The organism is Paracoccus laeviglucosivorans (assembly GCF_900182695.1).
Taxonomy (GTDB): Bacteria; Pseudomonadota; Alphaproteobacteria; order Rhodobacterales; family Rhodobacteraceae; genus Paracoccus; species Paracoccus laeviglucosivorans.
Window position 1 is genome coordinate 70,067 of the sequence record NZ_FXTK01000016.1, and the last position, 17,165, is coordinate 87,231.

Sequence of the window (17,165 nt, forward strand, 5' to 3'; positions counted from 1 at the left end):
TTTCTATGTCTAGGCTTAATGAAACTCTATGTCTAAACTTATTTTGGCACAAAGAAGGGCAGACCGATGGTGCATATCTGGGCAGAACGGGCCTTGCTGCCCAATGGCTGGGCCGAAAACGTGCTGGTCGGGCTGGCGGATGGCCGGATCGATTCGGTGACGCCGGACGCCGCCCCCGCCGGGCATCGCGTGGGGCTGTTGCTGCCCGCGCAGGCCAACCTGCACAGCCACGCCTTTCAGCGTGCCATGGCGGGCCTATCCGAGGCGAAGGGCCCCGAACCCCGCGACACCTTCTGGACATGGCGCCAGATCATGTATCGCTTTCTGGACCACCTGACGCCCGATGACGTGCAGGCCATCGCGGCCCTGGTCCAGATCGAGATGCTGGAGGCGGGCTATGCCACCAATGTCGAATTCCATTATCTGCATCACCGTCCGGGCGGCGGCCATTATGACGACATCGCGGAAATGTCGGCGCGGATCGTCGCGGCCACCGCACAGACCGGCATCGGACTGACGCTGCTGCCGGTGCATTACCAGTTCGGCGGCGTGGACCGTCGCCCGCTTGGTCCCGGCCAGCAACGGTTCGGCACGACGCCTGACGAATTCCTGCGCCTGCTGGACGGCGCACAGGCGGCGATGCGTGACCTGCCCCGCGATGCGGGCATCGGTGTCGCGCCGCATTCCCTGCGGGCCGTCAGCCCGGAAGGTCTGGCGCTATGCACCACCCTGCGCCCCGACCGCCCCCTGCACATGCACCTTGCCGAACAGACCCCCGAGATCGAGGAGATCAACGCCGCCTATGGCCTGCGTCCCGTCGAATGGCTGCTGGCCCATCACGCCCCGGACCGCCGCTGGACGCTGATCCACCTGACCCATATGACGCCCGACGAAACCGTACGCCTTGCCGCAACGGGCGCGGTCGCGGGACTGTGCCCGATCACCGAATCGTCTCTGGGCGACGGCATCTTCAACGGCACGATCTGGGCGGGGGCGCAGGGGCGGATGGGTTTCGGCTCGGACAGCAACATCCGCATCTCGCTGACCGAGGAGATGCGGACGCTGGAATACAGCCAGCGCCTGCGCGACCGGGGGCGGGCGATCCTGGCCACGCCCGACCGTTCGACCGCGCGGGTGATCTATGATGCCGGGCTGGATGCCAGCGCGACGGCGGCGGGCCGCGACACGGGCGCGATACGGACGGGGCTGTGGGCCGATCTTTGCGCCGTGGATCTGGACAATACCGTGATGGCGGGCCGCAAGGGCGATCAGATGCTGGACAGTCTGGTCTTTGCAGGTCACGACGGTCTGATCCGCGATGTCTGGTCGGCGGGGCGGCATGTCGTGCAGGACGGCCGCCACATTGCCCGCGACGCCATCGTGGCCGACTATCTGACGACCATCCACCGCCTGCAGGAGCGCATGTGAACGACCGCCCCCTTGCCAACAAGGCGCAAGCCATCGCCAGCGAAGTGCGCCGCCGCATCGTGGACCGCGAATGGCGGCAGGGCGACCGCATCCCGGATGAGGCCGAGCTGGCCGTGACCTTTGGCGTGGCCCGCGCCACGGTGAACAAAGCCCTGCAAATGCTGGCGGACGAAGGGCTGTTGGACCGCAAGCGACGCGCGGGCACGCATGTCACCGTGAACCCTGCCCGCCGCGCCACGCTGACCATTCCCATCGTGCGCGAACAGATCGAACAGGCGGGCATGACCTATAGCCACCGCGTCATCGCCCAACGCCGCAGCCCGATCCCTGCCGACATCGCCGCCCGCATGGAACTGCCCGAAGGCGCCGAGCTGATCCACCTGCGCACCGTCCATTACGGCGACGGCAATCCGTTTCAGGCCGAAGACCGTTGGATCAACCCGGTCGCAGCACCCGGTGTGGACCTGATCGACTTTCACCGCATCAATCCGAACGAATGGCTGGTGCGCAATTTCCCGTGGCTGCGCGGCGACATGGTGTTTTCCGCCGAGAACGCCGATGCCCGCGACGCGCGGCTGCTGGGCACGCGGCAGGGGACCGCGCTTTTGATCCTGCAACGCACGACATGGAACGATCTTGGGGCCATCACCTCGGTCCGGCTGGCCTTTCATCCGGGCTATTGCCTGATCGCCTCGCCCTAGCTTCACTTTTCGCGGTGTATCGCCTAAGACGCTTGCCAATCCCAAAAAGGAAAAGCCATGGCCAGCGCCAATCTCAACATCATGATCAAGGCCGCGCGCAAGGCGGGCCGCAGCCTCGTCAAGGACTTCCGCGAGGTGGAAAACCTTCAGGTCAGCGTCAAGGGCGCGGGCGATTTCGTCAGCCGCGCCGACCGCGAGGCCGAGCGGATCATCAAGGAAGAACTGCGCACCGCCCGCCCGAACTATGGCTGGATCGGCGAGGAAACCGGCGAGGAAGCGGGCGAAGACCCCACCCGCCGCTGGATCGTGGACCCGCTGGACGGCACCACTAACTTTCTGCACGGCCTGCCGCATTGGGCCGTGTCGATCGCGCTGGAACACAAGGGCGAGATCGTCGCCGCCGTGGTCTTTGACGCCGCCAAAGACGAAATGTTCACCGCCGAGCGTGGCGATGGCGCGTTCCTGAACGACCGCCGCATCCGCGTTTCTGGCCGTCGCCAGATGATCGAATCGATCTTTGCGACCGGCGTGCCCTTTGGCGGTCGTGGCACCCTGCCCGCCACCATCCGCGACCTGTCGCGCCTGATGCCGGTGACGGCGGGCGTGCGCCGCTGGGGCGCTGCCGCGCTGGATCTGGCCTATGTCGCCTGCGGTCGTTTCGACGGCTACTGGGAACGCGGCATCAATTCGTGGGACGTGGCGGCGGGCATCCTGCTGGTCAAGGAAGCCGGCGGTTTCGTCGAGCCGATCCGGTCCGAGGAAAGCGTCATCGAATCCGGCAACATCATCGCCGCCAATGCGCAATTGTTCGAAGGCTTTGCGGAAATCATCCGCAGCCGCGACTAAAGGCCCGTTGACGTTTGGGCAGGCCGGGCGCATGGCTTCCATACCAAGCGCAGGCCTGCCATGACACAGAACGAACCTACCCTGCCCCAGCCCGCCATTCAGGCCCCCGCCGTTCCCCCGAAATCGGCACCGGGTTCGGATCAGTTGGGCAAGGCCACGATCCTGATCTGCGTGGCTGCGTTCATTTTTGCCACGCAGGACGGGATTTCGCGGTTTCTGGGCGCGAATTACTCGCCCGTGTTCATCACGATGCTGCGCTATTGGTTCTTTACGATCTTCGTCATGGCGATCGTCCTGCGGCAGCCCGGCGGCTTTCGGGCCGCGATCCACAGCAAGCGGCCATGGACGCAGGTGGCGCGCGGCATCATTCTGGCGCTGGAAATCGTGGTCACGATCGAGGCGTTCGTCCGGCTTGGCCTGATCAACACCCACGCGATATTCGCCTGTTATCCGTTGCTGATCTCGGTCCTGTCCGGGCCGGTTCTGGGCGAAAAGGTCGGCTGGCGCCGCTGGCTGGCCGTTGCGGTCGGTTTCTGCGGCATCCTGATCGTGCTGAAACCCGGCAGCGGGGTGTTTTCATCCTCGGCCGCGCTGCCATTTCTGGGCGCGGTGATGTTTGCGGTCTACGGCCTGCTGACGCGGCTGGTCGCACGCGACGATACGGCGGTGGTCAGCTTTTTCTGGACCTCGGTCATCGGGGCCATCACCATGACGATCATCGGATTGCGGACGTGGGAACCGATTGCAGCCAAGGACATGCCGTGGCTGCTGGTGCTGTGCGTCTGCGCCTTTGTGGCGCATTTCATGCTGATCAAGGCCTATGAACTGGCCGAGGCATCCGCGCTGCAACCCTTCAGCTATACGCAGCTTGTCTGGGTCAGCATCTTTGGCGTGGTGATCTTTGGCGAGACGCTGGCACCGAACGTCGCCATCGGCGGTGTGATCGTGGTGGGTGCGGGGCTGTTCACCTGGTGGCGGTCTCGGCAGCGCGAGAGGCAGGGACCGGCCTGACCGCCCCCGATACCGGGGCGGTTGCCGCGGCGCTTGCCTCCTCGATCACCAGCACGGGGCGGATGATTTCGCGCAGCACGCCACCCGCCGCCATATCCGCCAGCGCCCGCGCCGACATGGGCGGGCGCGGCGAAACGGCCAGCCGGATCGGCGGTTGCGGCGGTGCGGGCATCAGCCCACCCCCGGTCAGGTCAAATGTCGGCACGATGGGCGCGGGATGGCCCATGATGCGCGCGCGATAGATCGGCAGCGATTCCGCCACCCGCATCACGTAGTTGCGGGTTTCGTCAAAGGGGATCATCTCGACCCATTCCACCGGATCCGCGCCTTGCCGCAGATCGCCGAAATCGCCCAGCCAACGCGCCGGACGCCCCGGCCCCGCGTTATAACCCGACGAGACCAGCGCGATCGAGGTGCCAAAGCGTTCGCGCAGCCCGTCCAGATAGGCGCTGCCAAGGCGGGCGTTATAGGCGGCATCGCGGGTCATGCGGCGCTGGTCGAACGGCTCGCCCAGCTTGCGGGCCATGGCGCGGCCCGTGTCCGGCATGACCTGCATCAGCCCCAGCGCGCCGACATGCGATGAAACCGTGTGGTTGAATTCGCTTTCGCGCCGCGCAATCGACATGACCAGTTCGGGCGGCAGGCCCAAGGGCTTCGTCTCAAGCCCGGTCAGCGGGAAATAGGCGGCGGGATAGATCACGCCCTTGGCCGCCGCTGCCTTGGCCAGACGCAGGGCGTGCCATGGCCTGCGCACCTCAAGCATCAGGCGGGACATGCGGCCAATGTCTTCGGGCGGGGCGGTTTCGGCCAGATGCAGAAAGAACCGCGCCGCCTGATCGGGTTCGTTCGCGGCCAGCAGCCAGACGCCCGCCTGCCAGACCGGATTCTGCCGCAGCTCGCTGCCCCGCCAGTCGGGCAGCGTGTCGGATGCCAGCCCCGGCACGGCCAGTTCGGGCTGCATGGGCTGGCGCAGCTTTTCCGCCGCAAGCTGGCCGTAATAGGCGGTCTGCCACTGCGCCGCCTGCGCGTATTGATCCTGCGCCTGCGCTGCTTGTCCCGCCGCGTCATGCGTGCGGGCCAGCCAGTAATGCGCACGGGACCGCGGGATCGGGCTGGCCACGCCCGCCTCAAGCCGCTGGAAATGCGCCAGCGCCCGGTCGGTCGCGCCCTGCTTCAGCGCGGCAAATCCCGCCAGCCATTCCAGATCGATGAACTCATCGCTGCCTGCGGGCATGAAATGCGCGGCAGCCAGCCGCTCGGCCAGACCCCAGTTCCCGGCCCGCATCGCGGCGCGGGAATAATCGGCGCGCAGCCCGGCCCATGCTTCCGGGTCGCGCAGCGCCTCGGCGCTGGTCGAGCGTTCAAGCATCAGATCGCGCGCCAGATCGGTCATCTTCGCCCGCACCCGCCAGCGGAACCGGTCCAGCGCCAGACCCGCATCGCCGCGCTGCATATCCGACAGGCCAAGGATCAACGCATCGACGCCCGCCTGCCCCGATTGCGTGGCGATCCGCGCCCGGCCCAAGGCCTGCGCGGCAGGCGTAGCCAAGGGCAGCACGTCCTGCGCCGACTGCCATTCGCCCTGATCCAGCAGGTTCATCAGCCGCGCATCATGCAGCGGCAGCACGTCGGGACCATGGGCCGCGACAAAGACCTCGGCCTCGGATTTGGTCAGCGGATGTGTGGTCCAGAACCGCGCGGTTTCGGCACGCGCGGCGTCAGGGTCCAGCGCGGAAAGCGCGGTGATCAGCGATTGCGCGCCGTTCAGCGTGTCGGGATGGCGGCCTCCGAACCACGCGATGATCTGCGCGGGCGGCAGATCGGGGTTCAGCGTCGCGTCGCCGCGCCGATACAGCAGCGCCATGCCCGGCCAGTCGCGATGGGCCAGCGCGAATTCCAGATATTCGGGAAAGTTCCCCTGCCCCGCCCGCAGCTTTTGCCATTGCACCAGACTTTGCGCGATGGGACCGGATTGCGCCGCAAGCATCTGGGCCTGCACCCAGTCGCGCTGATAGGCATGGGCCAGGGCGCCGGTCAACGCCTGCGTATCCTCGGCCATGGCCGGACGCAGGCCGAAAGCCAGCATCAGGGCGGCAGCGGTCGTGAAAATCCTGTCGCGCAAAGGATACATCATGGCCCCATTTCTGCGGGGAATGGCCGGGCGGCGCAACTCACATCCTTGGCAAGCGATGCTTCGGCATGTAAGGCCGTTCAGAACCCAACTTCAGGATACTGTCATGTTCAAAGGCTCCTTGCCCGCGCTGGTCACGCCATTCACCCCCAACGGGGATCTGGATATCCCCGCGCTGAAGAAGCTGGTCGAATGGCATATCGCCGAGGGCAGCCATGGGCTGGTCCCCGTCGGCACCACCGGCGAAAGCCCCACCTTGACCCATGACGAACACCGTCAGGTCGTCGAGGAAGTCGTGACACTGGTCGCGGGCCGCATTCCGGTCATCGCGGGCGCAGGCTCGAACTCGACCCACGAAGGGATCGGTCTGGTCCAGCACGCGCAGTCCGCAGGTGCAGATGGCGCGCTGGTCGTCACGCCCTATTACAACAAGCCGACGCAGCCGGGCCTGATTGCGCATTACCGCGCGCTGCATGACGCCAGCGATCTGCCGATCATCATCTATAACATCCCCGGCCGGTCGGTCATCGACATGTCGCCCGACACCATGGGCGAACTGGCGAAACTGCCGCGCATCGTCGGCGTGAAAGACGCCACCGGCAAGCTGGAGCGTGTCAGCCAGCAGCGCATTACCTGCGGCCCTGATTTCATCCAGCTTTCGGGTGAGGACGCCACCGCGCTTGGCTTCAACGCGCATGGCGGCGTCGGTTGCATCTCGGTCACGGCGAACGTCGCGCCGCGTCTTTGCGCCGAATTCCAGAATGCGACGCTGGCGGGTGATTACGCCAAGGCGCTGGAATATCAGGACAAGCTGATGCCGCTGCACGAAGCGATCTTCATCGAGCCGGGCGTGGCGGGCGCGAAATACGCCATGTCGCGGCTGGGCCTGTGCGGCGAACATGTCCGCCTGCCGCTGGTCGGGCTGACGGACGGCACCAAGGCGCGGATCGACACTGCCCTGAAACATGCGGGCCTGCTGTAAGCCAGCAGCCCTGCCCGACATGCGAAACGCGGCCCCGGAGGCCGCGTTTTTTCATTTCCGCTTGGCGAATGTGGCCCAGTCCCCTTTGTCGGGCGGCGGGATGTCCCGCTTGCGCCACAGCAGATGCATATTCGCCTTGGCGACAAGGTTCCCTGCGACCGGCGCGGTCAGAAACAGGAACAGGGTGATCAGCAGTTCATGCCAGCTCACACCCTGACCCTGCGACGGGAACCAGACCAGCGATGCGATCAGCACGGCCCCCACGCCCAGCGTCGCGGATTTTGTCGGCGCGTGCAGCCGCGTCATCGGATCGGGCAGCTTGATCAGCCCGAAAGACCCAATCAGCCCGAACAGACCACCAATCACCAAAAGGCCCGAGACTGCGATTTCCCAAACCATCCCCGCCCCCTATTCGATAATGTCGCCGCGCAGCACGAATTTCGCGTAAGCCACGGTCGAGACGAATCCCAGCATGGCAAACAGCAGCGCCGCCTCGAAATAAATCCCCGTGCCACGATCGATGCCGAACAGCGCCAGCAGCGCGATGGCGTTGACGGTCAGCGTGTCCAGCGCAATCACCCGGTCACCAATCGCCGGGCCGCGCAGCACGCGGTAAAGGCAGCACAGCATTGCCACTCCGAAGCAGCCATAGGCAAAGGCCAGCGCATATCCGATCATGCGAATATCCTTTTCAGCCGGGATTCGTAGCGGGTCTTGATTTCATCGACGACGGCCAGAGGATCGGGGGCGTGCAGGCAATGCACCAGCAGCGCCCGCCCGTCTTGGGACAGATCGCAGGTCAGCGTGCCGGGCGTCAGGGTGATGGTAGCGGCAAGGGTCGTGATCGCCTCGGGCTGGCGCAGGTCCAGGGGGATGGTGATCCATGCCGGACGCAGGCTTTTGCGCGGCACGAACAGCACGATCCAGGCCACGCTGAAATTGGCGCGCAGAATGTCCCACAGCACCACGGCGACATAGCCGGGGATGCGATGCGGCGCACGGATGCGGGCGGCATCGGGCCAGTATGGCGCGGTCAGCAGCGGCACGATCGTGCCCACCATGGCCGCAAAGATCAGCGATCCCACGGCCCAGCGGTTGACCAGCAGCATCCAGACCAGCGCCAGTGTCAGCGACAGCAGCGGGTGCGGGAACAGGCGGCGCATCATTTCGCCCCCTCCTGCCCGGACAGCACGGCGCGGATATAGGCGTCGGGATCGGCAAGCTGCGCCGCCGTCGCCTGCGCCAGATCCATCGCAGGCCCGGCAAATATCGTCAGCGCGACCAGCCCGGCCAACAACGCGCCGACCGCGACAGCCGCCAGCGCCGGCGATGCGGCATCGCCCAGATCCTGCACCGGCTCATGGGTTTCCAGCTTGGTCGGGATCGGCCCCCCCGCCCAGACGCCCCCCGCCAGAACCCGTGCCGGTTCCGCGGATTTCCAGAACAGCAGCGAGCCTGCCCGCGCCATGCCATAGACCGCGATCAACGAAGTCAGCAGCACCACTGCCCAGACCACCGGCGCATCGCGCGTGGCGTCCAGCACCAGCAGCTTGCCCAGAAAACCCGACAAGGGCGGCATTCCCACGACGGCAATGGCTATGGCCATGAACAGCCCTGCGACCAAGCCGCCCAGCTTCGGCCCTTCGCGCAGCCACAGATCGCCGCGCCTTGCGCCGATCATGTCTACGACCAGAAACAGCGCCGCCGCCGCCAGCGTCGAATGGACGGTATAGAACATACCTGCCGCAATGCCCTGCGGCGTGAACTGCGCCACCGCGATGACCAGCGTGCCCACGGACCCGATTGCCGCAAAAGCCGCCAGCCGCCCCAGATTGCGCGACCCCAGCACGCCCACCTGCCCCACGATCAGCGTGAACAGCGCGGCGGGCAGCAGCAGATCCCTGATCACCCCTTCGGTCACGGCATCCTGCGGAAAGACCAGCATCCCAAAGCGGATGATGGCATAGACCCCGACCTTGGTCATGATCGCAAACAGCGCGGCCACCGGGCCCGGCGCATTGGCATAGGTCGAGGGCAGCCAGAAATGCAGCGGCACCAGCGCGGCCTTGATCGCGAAGACCAGCATCAGCATCACCGCGCCCGTGCGCAATAGCGCGGTGTCCTGCGCGGGCATCGCGGCGACCCGCGCAGCCATATCGGCCATGTTCAGCGTGCCGGTCACCGCGTAAAGCACCCCCAGCGCCGCCAGAAACAGCGCCGAACCTGCAAGGTTGAAGGCGATATACTGCACCCCTGCGCGCAGACGCATCCCCCCGCCACCATGCGTCATCAGACCATAGCTGGCGATCAGCAAAATCTCGAAGAACACGAACAGGTTAAAGGCGTCTCCGGTCAGGAAGGCACCGCAGATGCCCATCAGCTGGAACTGCCAAAGCGCGTGGAAATGCCAGCCCTTGCGGTCCCAGCCCGAGCCGAAGGCATAGATCTGCACCGCCAGCGCCATGGCCGAGGTCAGCACCAGCATCACCCCCGCCAGCCGGTCAAGCATCAGCACGATCCCGAACGGTGCGGCCCAGTTGCCCAGCCGATAGACCCGCACCTGCCCGTCCAGCGACAGGCCCAGCAGCCAGACAGACACCGCCAGCAGCAGCACCGTCCCGGCGATCGAAAATACCCGTTGCAGCAGCAGATCGCCCCGCATCCACAGGATGATCAGCGCACCGATCACGGCGGGCAGCAGAACGGGGGTGATGATAAGATGGCTCATCGCGGCGGCTCCCGATCGTCCTTGGGCATGTCCACGCGGTCGTCGCCACCTTCCAGAAACGCGCCAAGCGCCATCATCACCGTCACCGCCGTCATTCCGAATGAAATCACGATGGCCGTCAGCACCAGCGCCTGCGGCAGCGGGTCGGTATAGCTGGCCCCGGCGCGCAGGATCGGCGGGCGGTCCACGACCAGCCTGCCGGTCGCGAACAGAAACAGGTTGATCGCATAGCTCAGCATCGTCGTGCCCAGCACCACGGCAAAGCTGCGGCGGCGCAGGATCAGATAGATCGCGGCAGCGGTCATGGCGCCGATGGCGCTGGCCAAAAGTGCCTCCATCAGGCGTTCCCCCTGCTTGGGTCAACGTCCATCGGGCTGGGGCTGACCTGCCCGCCCGCGGCACGGGCGATGCGGGCCAGCGAATCCAGCGCCAGCATCACCGCGCCGACCACGCACAGGAACACGCCAAGGTCGAACCCCATGGCGGATGCCAGCTCAAACTTCTCGATCCCAGGCAGTTTGACATAGCCAAAGGTCGAGGTCAGGAACGGCAGCCCCGCGAACCAGGCGCCGATCCCCGTGACGCCCGCGGCAATCACCCCCGCCCCGATCAGCGCGTGATAGGGAAAGCGGTTGCGCTGTTCGGCCCATGCGTGACCGGATGCCATATATTGCGACACCAGCGCGATCGACACGATCAGCCCCGCGACGAAACCGCCGCCCGGCATGTTGTGGCCGCGCAGAAAGATATAAAGCCCCACGACCAGCATCATCGGCAGGATCAGCCGCGTCACCACCACCAGCATCAAGGGGTGGCGCGCGCCGGCACGCGGCATGTCGTATTGCCACGCCGCCAGACGCGCGGCGCTGGCCCCGGTCATCAGCGTTTCCGTCAGGGCAAAGATCGCAAGGGCGGCGATGCCCAACACGGTGATTTCCCCGAACGTGTCATAGCCGCGGAAATCGACAAGGATCACGTTCACCACATTGTCCCCGCCGCCCAGCTTGTAGCTGTTGGCCAGCATGTATTCCGAAATCGGCGGAAACGCGAAGCCTCCCCGCATGACGACATAGGCCAGCGCGCCAAAACCCACGCCCCCCAGCACAGCGACAAAAGCATCGAAGCCCCGCTTGCGGTCGCGGCTTTCCAATGCGGTCCGCTTGGGCAGGAAATTCAGTGCCAGCAGCAGCAGGATCACCGTCACCACCTCGACCGAGATCTGGGTCAGCGCCAGATCGGGGGCCGAAAGATACAGGAACATTCCCGACACGATCAGCCCGACCACGCCCACCATGACCAGCGCCAGCATCCGGTGGCGGTGAAAGGCGACCATGCCGCCCGTCGCGATCATCAGCGCCGCCCAGCCGATCAGGGGCACGGGCTGGATGGGCAGCATCGGGCGGGTCGGCCCGCTGTAATCTCCGGTCGAAAAGGCCCAGGCGGCGCAAAGCAGCACGCTTAGCGTGAAGCCCACGAAGGCCCGCGCCATCGAGCCGTTGGTGAAACGGTCGGTCACCACGCGCGCCGCAGCTTCGGCCCCGCGCGTCAAAGCGTCGAACACGCGCTTGGCATCGGGCAGCGCAAAGCCGCGCGGTCCCAGCGCCAGCAACGCAGCCCCGCCCAGAACGGCGATGACCGACAGCCCCAGCGCCGGGGTCAGTCCATGCCACAGTGCGAAATGGGGATGCGGATGGCCTGCCGTGACCGTGCCCGATGCCGCCGTGACCAGCCACCCCACCAGCGTATTGGGCAGCAGCCCGATCAGCACGACCAGCATTGCCAGAAACGCAGGCGCAAGCCATAGCCCCGGTCCCGGATCGTGCCCGTCGATGCGCGGCGGCCCCATGAAGACGCCCCAGACGAACCGCAGCGAATAGCAGACGGAAAACAGCGCGCCCAGCGTGGCCAGTGCCGCCAGCCATGGGGTCAGGCTGGCCTGTTCCAGCATCATTTCCTTGGACAGAAACCCGTTCAGCGGCGGAATGCCGGCCATCGAAAGCGCCGCCACCGCCGCAATCGCGAATGTCAGCGGCATCGCCCGACGCAGACCGCCCAGACGGGCCAGCGACCGCGTGCCGGTTTCATGGTCCACGATCCCCGCAACCATGAACAGCGCCGCCTTGAACGTCGCATGGGCCACGATATGGAACATCGCGGCAATCGCCGCGCCCTCGGTCCCCATGCCCAGCAGCATGGTGATCAGCCCCAGATGCGAGACGGTCGAGAAAGCCAGCAGCGATTTCAGATCGTCGCGGAAAATTGCGATCCAAGCGCCCATGACCATGGTTGCAAGGCCCGTCAGGGTCACGATCCAGAACCATTCCGGCGTGCCCGACAGCACCGGCCACAGCCGCGCCAGCAGGAATATCCCGGCCTTTACCATCGTTGCAGAATGCAGATAGGCTGAAACCGGCGTCGGTGCGGCCATGGCGTGCGGCAGCCAGAAATGGAACGGGAACTGTGCCGATTTGGTGAACGCGCCCAGCAGGATCAGCAACAGCGCGGGCAGATATAGCGGGCTGGCCTGCACGGCCTCGCGCGCGGCCAGGATCGTCGTCAGGTCATAACCGCCCGCGATATTGCCAAGGATCAGCATCCCCGCGATCATCGAAAGCCCGCCCATCCCGGTCACGGTCAGGGCCATGCGTGCGCCTTGCCGCCCTTCGGGCAGATGGCTCCAGAAGCCGATCAGCAGGAAGGACGACAGCGAGGTCAGCTCCCAGAACACCAGCAGCAGCAGGATATTGTCCGACAGCACGATGCCCATCATCGCGCCCTGGAACAGCATCAGATAGGTATAGAACGCCCCCGCATCGTCGCGCGCCGACAGGTAGAAACGCGCATAAAGCTGGATCAGCAGACCGATGCCAAGAATCAGGATGCCGAACAGCAGCCCCAGCCCGTCGATGCGAAAATTCGCGTTCAACCCCAGCGCTGGCAGCCAGTCGAAGCGGGCAAGGATCACCTCTCCCGACAGGATCGCCGGGATATGCAGGCACAGTCCCAGCAGTGCGATTCCTGTCGCCGTGGCGCTGGCAACCGCTGCCACATCACGACCAGATCGGATCAGCAGCGCCGGCAGAAGTGCCCCTAGAAAGGGCAGAACGGCGATCAGTGCTGGTGACATATCCCCCCCGTCGTTTGCGTCTATGTCCTTGATGGGTCGCGCTGATGTCAAGTCGATAAGGCAATAAGCCGCTGGCCGATGTTCGCCTTTCGTGCTAATCCTTGGCAAAAAGGGACAGGCATGAAGATCATCGGGATCGACCCCGGATTGCGAAACATGGGCTGGGGTATCGTCATCACGGACGGCCCGCGCCTGAGACATGTGGCAAACGGCATCGTGCATTCCTCGGGCGATGAACTGGGGCCAAGGCTGGCCGTGCTGTATCGCGGACTTTGCGCAGTCATCGCGGAGCACGCGCCCGACATGGCGGCGGTGGAACAGACCTTCGTGAACAAGGACGCCGTGGGCACGCTGAAACTGGGACAGGCGCGCGGCATCGCGCTTTTATCCGTGGCCGAGGCGGGGCTGAGCATCGGCGAATACGCCCCCAACGCCATCAAAAAGACCGTGGTGGGCGTCGGCCATGCGGGCAAGGAACAGATCCAGCACATGGTCCGCTTCATGCTGCCGGGCGTGCAACTGACCGGCCCGGACGCTGCAGATGCGCTGGCGGTCGCCATCTGTCATGCGCATCATGTGCAGGGCCGGACCCTGAAGATAAAGGCGCAAGCATGATTGGACGTATCGCGGGCATCATCCTGCACCGGGCGCAGGACCATGTGCTGATCGACGTGCGCGGCGTGGGCTATATCGTCCATGTCAGCGAACGCACGGCGGCGGGGCTGCCCCCCGTCGGTCAGGCGACTGCGCTTTATACCGAACTGCTGGTGCGCGAGGATTTGCTGCAGCTGTTCGGCTTTCCGACCCTGCTGGAAAAGGAATGGCACCGGCTGCTGACCTCGGTTCAGGGGGTGGGGGCCAAGGTGGCGCAGGCGATCCTTGGCACGCTTGGCCCCGAAGGGCTGTCGCGCGCGCTGGCGCTTGGCGATTGGTCGGCACTGCGCAAAGCGCCGGGCGTCGGACCGAAACTGGCGCAGCGCATCGCGATGGAGCTTAAGGACAAGGCCCCCGCCGTCATGGCGCTTGGCGGCGCGCTGACCGTCGATCCCGGCCCCCTGCCCGCCCCTGACGCGGAAGTGATCGAAGCGCCCGCCACGCCGGCCAGACCCGCCGCACCTTCCTCAGCGGCAGCGACGGCTGATGCGCTGTCGGCCTTGGCCAATCTGGGCTATGCTCCGTCCGAGGCGGCGGGCGCGGTCGCACAGGCCCAGGCCGCGGAACCCGGCGCGGGCGCTGCGGCTTTGATCCGCGCAGCCCTGCGACTGCTGGCACCAAAGGAGTGAACGGCAAATGACCGGAAATATCCGCACCTTCGTCCTGATGGCCGCGCTGACCGCGCTGGTCATGGCCATGGGCGCGCTGATCGGCGGCAAGGGCGGCGCGATCATTGCGCTGATCGTTGCGGGCGCCGGAAACGTCTGGGCGTGGTGGAACAGCGACAAGGCGATGCTGCGCCAGCAGGGCGCGCATGAGGTGTCGCGCCAGCAAGCCCCCGAACTGGTCGATATGGTCGCGGCACTGGCGCAGCGGGCGAATATGCCCATGCCCAAGGTCTATATCCTGGAAACCGAACAGCCCAATGCATTCGCGACGGGCCGCAATCCCGAAAACGCTGCCGTGGCGGTGACGCAGGGCATCATGCGCGTCCTGAACCGCGACGAACTCGCGGGCGTGATCGCGCATGAACTGGCCCATATCAAGCACCGCGACACGCTGATCATGACCGTGACCGCGACGATGGCCGGGGCCATTGCGATGCTGGGCAATATGCTGATGTTTTCGTCGATGTTCGGCGGGCGGGACGACAATCGCGGCGGCGGATTCGCGGCGATTCTGGCGATGATCTTCGCCCCCATCGCGGCAGGTCTGGTGCAGATGGCGATCTCGCGGGCCCGCGAATACGAGGCCGACCGGATCGGCGCCGAAATCTGCGGCAAACCGATGGCACTGGCGGGTGCGCTGGCCAAAATCTCGCGCGCGGCGGGTCAGGTCGTGAACATTCCGGCGGAACGCAACCCTGCCTCGGCCAGCATGTTCATCATCAACCCGCTGCATGCGCTGCGCATGGACCGCCTGTTCGCCACCCACCCCGCGACCGAGGAGCGGATCGCGCGCCTGCAAGCCATGGCCCAAGGTGGCCGCAATGGCGGTCCTTGGGCCGCGCGATGATCCAGCCCGACCCCATGCTGCGCCCCGAACCACTGGAGAGCGACGGCGAAGACCGCGCGCTACGCCCGCAAATGCTGGCCGATTTCGTCGGTCAGGCCGAGGCGCGGGCCAACCTGCGCGTCTTTATCGAAAGCGCCAAGATGCGTGGCAAGGCGATGGACCACACGCTGTTCCACGGCCCTCCGGGTCTGGGCAAGACCACGCTGGCGCAGATCATGGCCCGCGAGCTTGGGGTGAACTTCAAGATGACCAGCGGCCCCGTGCTGGCCCGCGCCGGTGATCTGGCCGCGATCCTGACCAATCTGGAAGCGCGGGACGTGCTGTTCATTGACGAAATCCACCGCATGAACCCCGCCGTCGAGGAAGTGCTGTATCCCGCGATGGAGGATTTCGAGCTGGACCTTGTGATCGGCGAAGGCCCCGCCGCGCGCACCGTCCGCATCGAATTACAGCCCTTTACGTTGGTAGGGGCTACAACGCGGCTGGGCCTGCTGACGACGCCGCTGCGCGACCGTTTCGGCATTCCGACCCGCCTGCAATTCTATACCATCGACGAACTGGACCTGATCGTCAGCCGTGGGGCGCGGCTTATGGGCATTCCCGCAGACCCCGAAGGCACGCGCGAGATTGCGAAACGCGCCCGCGGTACGCCGCGCATCGCAGGCCGCTTGCTGCGTCGGGTGATCGATTTTGCGCTGGTCGAAGGTGATGGCCGCCTGACCCGCGCGATTGCAGACAACGCCCTGACGCGGCTGGGCGTCGATCACATCGGGCTGGACAGCGCCGACCGCCGTTACCTGACGCTGATGGCCGAACATTACGGCGGTGGTCCGGTCGGCGTCGAAACCCTGTCCGCCGCGCTGTCTGAAAGCCGCGATGCGATCGAGGAGGTGATCGAGCCCTTCCTGATGCAGCAGGGGCTGGTGGCCCGCACCCCGCGCGGTCGGATGCTGGCGCGACTGGGCTGGCGGCATCTGGGGCTGGACGCGCCCCGCACCCAGCAGGACAGCCTGTTCGATGACTGACATCGCCACCCGCATCCGCGACAGCTTCGCTCGCCAGACCATGATGCAGACGCTGGGCGCAAAGCTGGACCTGATCGAGGCCGGACGCGTCACCATCGCGGCCCCCATCCTGCCCATCACCCTGCAACAGCACGGCGCGGGCCATGCCGGACTTGCCTTCAGCATCGGCGACAGCGCCGCAGGCTATGCCGCACTGACGCTGACGCCCGAGGGGGCCGAGGTGATGACGGTGGAAATGAAGATCAACCTGCTTTCGCCCGCGCTTGGCGACGGGCTGCTGGCCGAAGGTCGGGTGATCCGCCCCGGCCGCCGCATCATGGTCGTCGCCGCCGATGTCTGGGCGTTGACGGGCGATACGCGCAAGCATGTCGCCATGCTGCAAGGGACGATGATCCCGGTCTAGCCCTTGCTGGCCAGAATCCGGTCTTCCTGTGCGATGAAATGTTCAACCATCGTGCGCCACAGCGATTCCGCCAGATCGGGGTCGAAGCCCGCTTCTCCGGCCAGCCGACGGGCGTTCATCGCCACCTCCTCGACACGGGTATCGATACGGGCGGGCAAACCTTCGCGCAGCTTGATGCTGGCCGCCTCGTCGATCAGGGCCGAACGCTCGGCCAAAAGGGCGATCAACCGCGCATCCATCGCATCAATGCGGGCGCGCAGATCATGCATGGCGGAATCGGGCGAAAGCTCGGGGTATTTGTTCATACCAAGCCGTTTAAGCCCGATGCATGGCTTAGGCAACGGGCGGATTGTTGCCGTTATATCGCAGCGTATCGGCAAAATTCCGCCCAACATGGAACTTCATGGCGGGAATCGCGGTTTTACCCTCAACTGAGGCAAAGGCGAAAGCCGCTTCGTCAGCAAAGGGTGAAAGGTATGAATGCAGCAAGTTTCGTGATCAATGTCGGGTTCGGTCTTGGGCTGGCGCTGGGTGCGGTGGCTTTGCTCGTTCTGTAATCCCGCCTGACCCTGTGACATGAAAGAACCCCCGGTCGTGCGACCGGGGGTTCTTTT

General features: G+C 65.6%; 18 protein-coding genes. 10 read left to right on the forward strand and 8 right to left on the reverse strand.

Going from position 1 to position 17,165, the window contains the following annotated elements:
• Window positions 1–66: 66 nt before the first annotated feature.
• Genes FN835_RS15440 through FN835_RS15455 form a run of 4 tightly spaced genes read left to right on the forward strand, consistent with a single transcriptional unit; the run spans window position 67 to window position 3,986 of the window.
• The gene (locus tag FN835_RS15440) at window positions 67–1,428 is read left to right on the forward strand and encodes a formimidoylglutamate deiminase (RefSeq protein WP_142664127.1); all 1,362 of its coding nucleotides are present in this window, start codon (window positions 67–69) and stop codon (window positions 1,426–1,428) included.
• On the forward strand, window positions 1,425–2,129 hold the full coding sequence (locus FN835_RS15445; protein ID WP_142664128.1) for a histidine utilization transcriptional repressor HutC: 705 nt from the start codon (window positions 1,425–1,427) through the stop codon (window positions 2,127–2,129). The genes FN835_RS15440 and FN835_RS15445 overlap by 4 nt, the downstream gene beginning before the upstream one ends.
• Window positions 2,130–2,186: 57 nt before the next feature.
• Entirely contained in the window at window positions 2,187–2,975 is a 789-nt protein-coding gene (locus tag FN835_RS15450) for an inositol monophosphatase family protein (RefSeq protein WP_142664129.1), read from the forward strand.
• A gap of 60 nt (window positions 2,976–3,035) precedes the next feature.
• Window positions 3,036–3,986: a DMT family transporter gene (locus tag FN835_RS15455; RefSeq protein WP_142664130.1), complete on the forward strand. Its 951-nt coding sequence runs from the start codon at window positions 3,036–3,038 to the stop codon at window positions 3,984–3,986.
• Here the strand turns inward: FN835_RS15455 and FN835_RS15460 are convergent.
• Window positions 3,940–6,120 carry a lytic transglycosylase domain-containing protein gene (locus FN835_RS15460; protein ID WP_246098764.1) on the reverse strand — a complete coding sequence of 727 codons (2,181 nt, stop codon included), beginning with the start codon at window positions 6,118–6,120 and terminating at the stop codon, window positions 3,940–3,942. The two genes, FN835_RS15455 and FN835_RS15460, sit on opposite strands and share 47 nt — an antisense overlap.
• A gap of 103 nt (window positions 6,121–6,223) precedes the next feature.
• On the opposite strand from FN835_RS15460, the gene dapA reads away from it, so the two are divergent.
• Entirely contained in the window at window positions 6,224–7,099 is an 876-nt protein-coding gene (gene dapA, locus FN835_RS15465; RefSeq protein WP_142664131.1) for a 4-hydroxy-tetrahydrodipicolinate synthase, read from the forward strand.
• A gap of 51 nt (window positions 7,100–7,150) precedes the next feature.
• Here the strand turns inward: dapA and FN835_RS15470 are convergent, their stop codons facing one another.
• The 6 genes from FN835_RS15470 to FN835_RS15495 are packed head-to-tail and all read right to left on the reverse strand — an operon-like array spanning window position 7,151 to window position 12,954.
• Window positions 7,151–7,498 carry a Na+/H+ antiporter subunit G gene (locus tag FN835_RS15470; protein ID WP_142664132.1) on the reverse strand — a complete coding sequence of 116 codons (348 nt, stop codon included), beginning with the start codon at window positions 7,496–7,498 and terminating at the stop codon, window positions 7,151–7,153.
• A gap of 9 nt (window positions 7,499–7,507) precedes the next feature.
• Complete coding sequence (locus FN835_RS15475; RefSeq protein ID WP_142664133.1) at window positions 7,508–7,777, reverse strand: K+/H+ antiporter subunit F; 270 nt, start codon at window positions 7,775–7,777, stop codon at window positions 7,508–7,510.
• Window positions 7,774–8,265, reverse strand: a complete 492-nt coding sequence (locus tag FN835_RS15480; protein WP_142664134.1) for a Na+/H+ antiporter subunit E — start codon at window positions 8,263–8,265, stop codon at window positions 7,774–7,776. Before FN835_RS15480 ends, FN835_RS15475 begins: the two co-directional genes overlap by 4 nt.
• Entirely contained in the window at window positions 8,262–9,827 is a 1,566-nt protein-coding gene (locus FN835_RS15485; protein ID WP_142664135.1) for a monovalent cation/H+ antiporter subunit D, read from the reverse strand. Before FN835_RS15485 ends, FN835_RS15480 begins: the two co-directional genes overlap by 4 nt.
• Window positions 9,824–10,165, reverse strand: a complete 342-nt coding sequence (locus FN835_RS15490) for a Na+/H+ antiporter subunit C (protein WP_142664136.1) — start codon at window positions 10,163–10,165, stop codon at window positions 9,824–9,826. Before FN835_RS15490 ends, FN835_RS15485 begins: the two co-directional genes overlap by 4 nt.
• Entirely contained in the window at window positions 10,165–12,954 is a 2,790-nt protein-coding gene (locus FN835_RS15495) for a monovalent cation/H+ antiporter subunit A (RefSeq protein ID WP_142664137.1), read from the reverse strand. The genes FN835_RS15490 and FN835_RS15495 overlap by 1 nt, the downstream gene beginning before the upstream one ends.
• Window positions 12,955–13,074: 120 nt before the next feature.
• On the opposite strand from FN835_RS15495, the gene ruvC reads away from it, so the two are divergent.
• Genes ruvC through FN835_RS15520 form a run of 5 tightly spaced genes read left to right on the forward strand, consistent with a single transcriptional unit; the run spans window position 13,075 to window position 16,551 of the window.
• Window positions 13,075–13,569, forward strand: coding sequence for a crossover junction endodeoxyribonuclease RuvC (gene ruvC, locus FN835_RS15500; RefSeq protein ID WP_142664138.1), 495 nt, complete (start codon window positions 13,075–13,077; stop codon window positions 13,567–13,569).
• On the forward strand, window positions 13,566–14,237 hold the full coding sequence (ruvA, locus tag FN835_RS15505; RefSeq protein WP_142664139.1) for a Holliday junction branch migration protein RuvA: 672 nt from the start codon (window positions 13,566–13,568) through the stop codon (window positions 14,235–14,237). Before ruvC ends, ruvA begins: the two co-directional genes overlap by 4 nt.
• Before the next feature lie 7 nt (window positions 14,238–14,244).
• The gene (gene htpX, locus FN835_RS15510; protein WP_142664140.1) at window positions 14,245–15,123 is read left to right on the forward strand and encodes a zinc metalloprotease HtpX; all 879 of its coding nucleotides are present in this window, start codon (window positions 14,245–14,247) and stop codon (window positions 15,121–15,123) included.
• Window positions 15,120–16,148 carry a Holliday junction branch migration DNA helicase RuvB gene (gene ruvB, locus FN835_RS15515; RefSeq protein ID WP_142664141.1) on the forward strand — a complete coding sequence of 343 codons (1,029 nt, stop codon included), beginning with the start codon at window positions 15,120–15,122 and terminating at the stop codon, window positions 16,146–16,148. Before htpX ends, ruvB begins: the two co-directional genes overlap by 4 nt.
• A complete protein-coding gene (locus FN835_RS15520) occupies window positions 16,141–16,551 on the forward strand; it encodes a PaaI family thioesterase (RefSeq protein WP_142664142.1) in 411 nt (136 codons plus the stop codon). Before ruvB ends, FN835_RS15520 begins: the two co-directional genes overlap by 8 nt.
• Here the strand turns inward: FN835_RS15520 and FN835_RS15525 are convergent.
• The gene (locus tag FN835_RS15525; RefSeq protein WP_142664143.1) at window positions 16,548–16,856 is read right to left on the reverse strand and encodes a chorismate mutase; all 309 of its coding nucleotides are present in this window, start codon (window positions 16,854–16,856) and stop codon (window positions 16,548–16,550) included. The genes FN835_RS15520 and FN835_RS15525 overlap by 4 nt on opposite strands.
• Window positions 16,857–17,165: the final 309 nt, after the last annotated feature.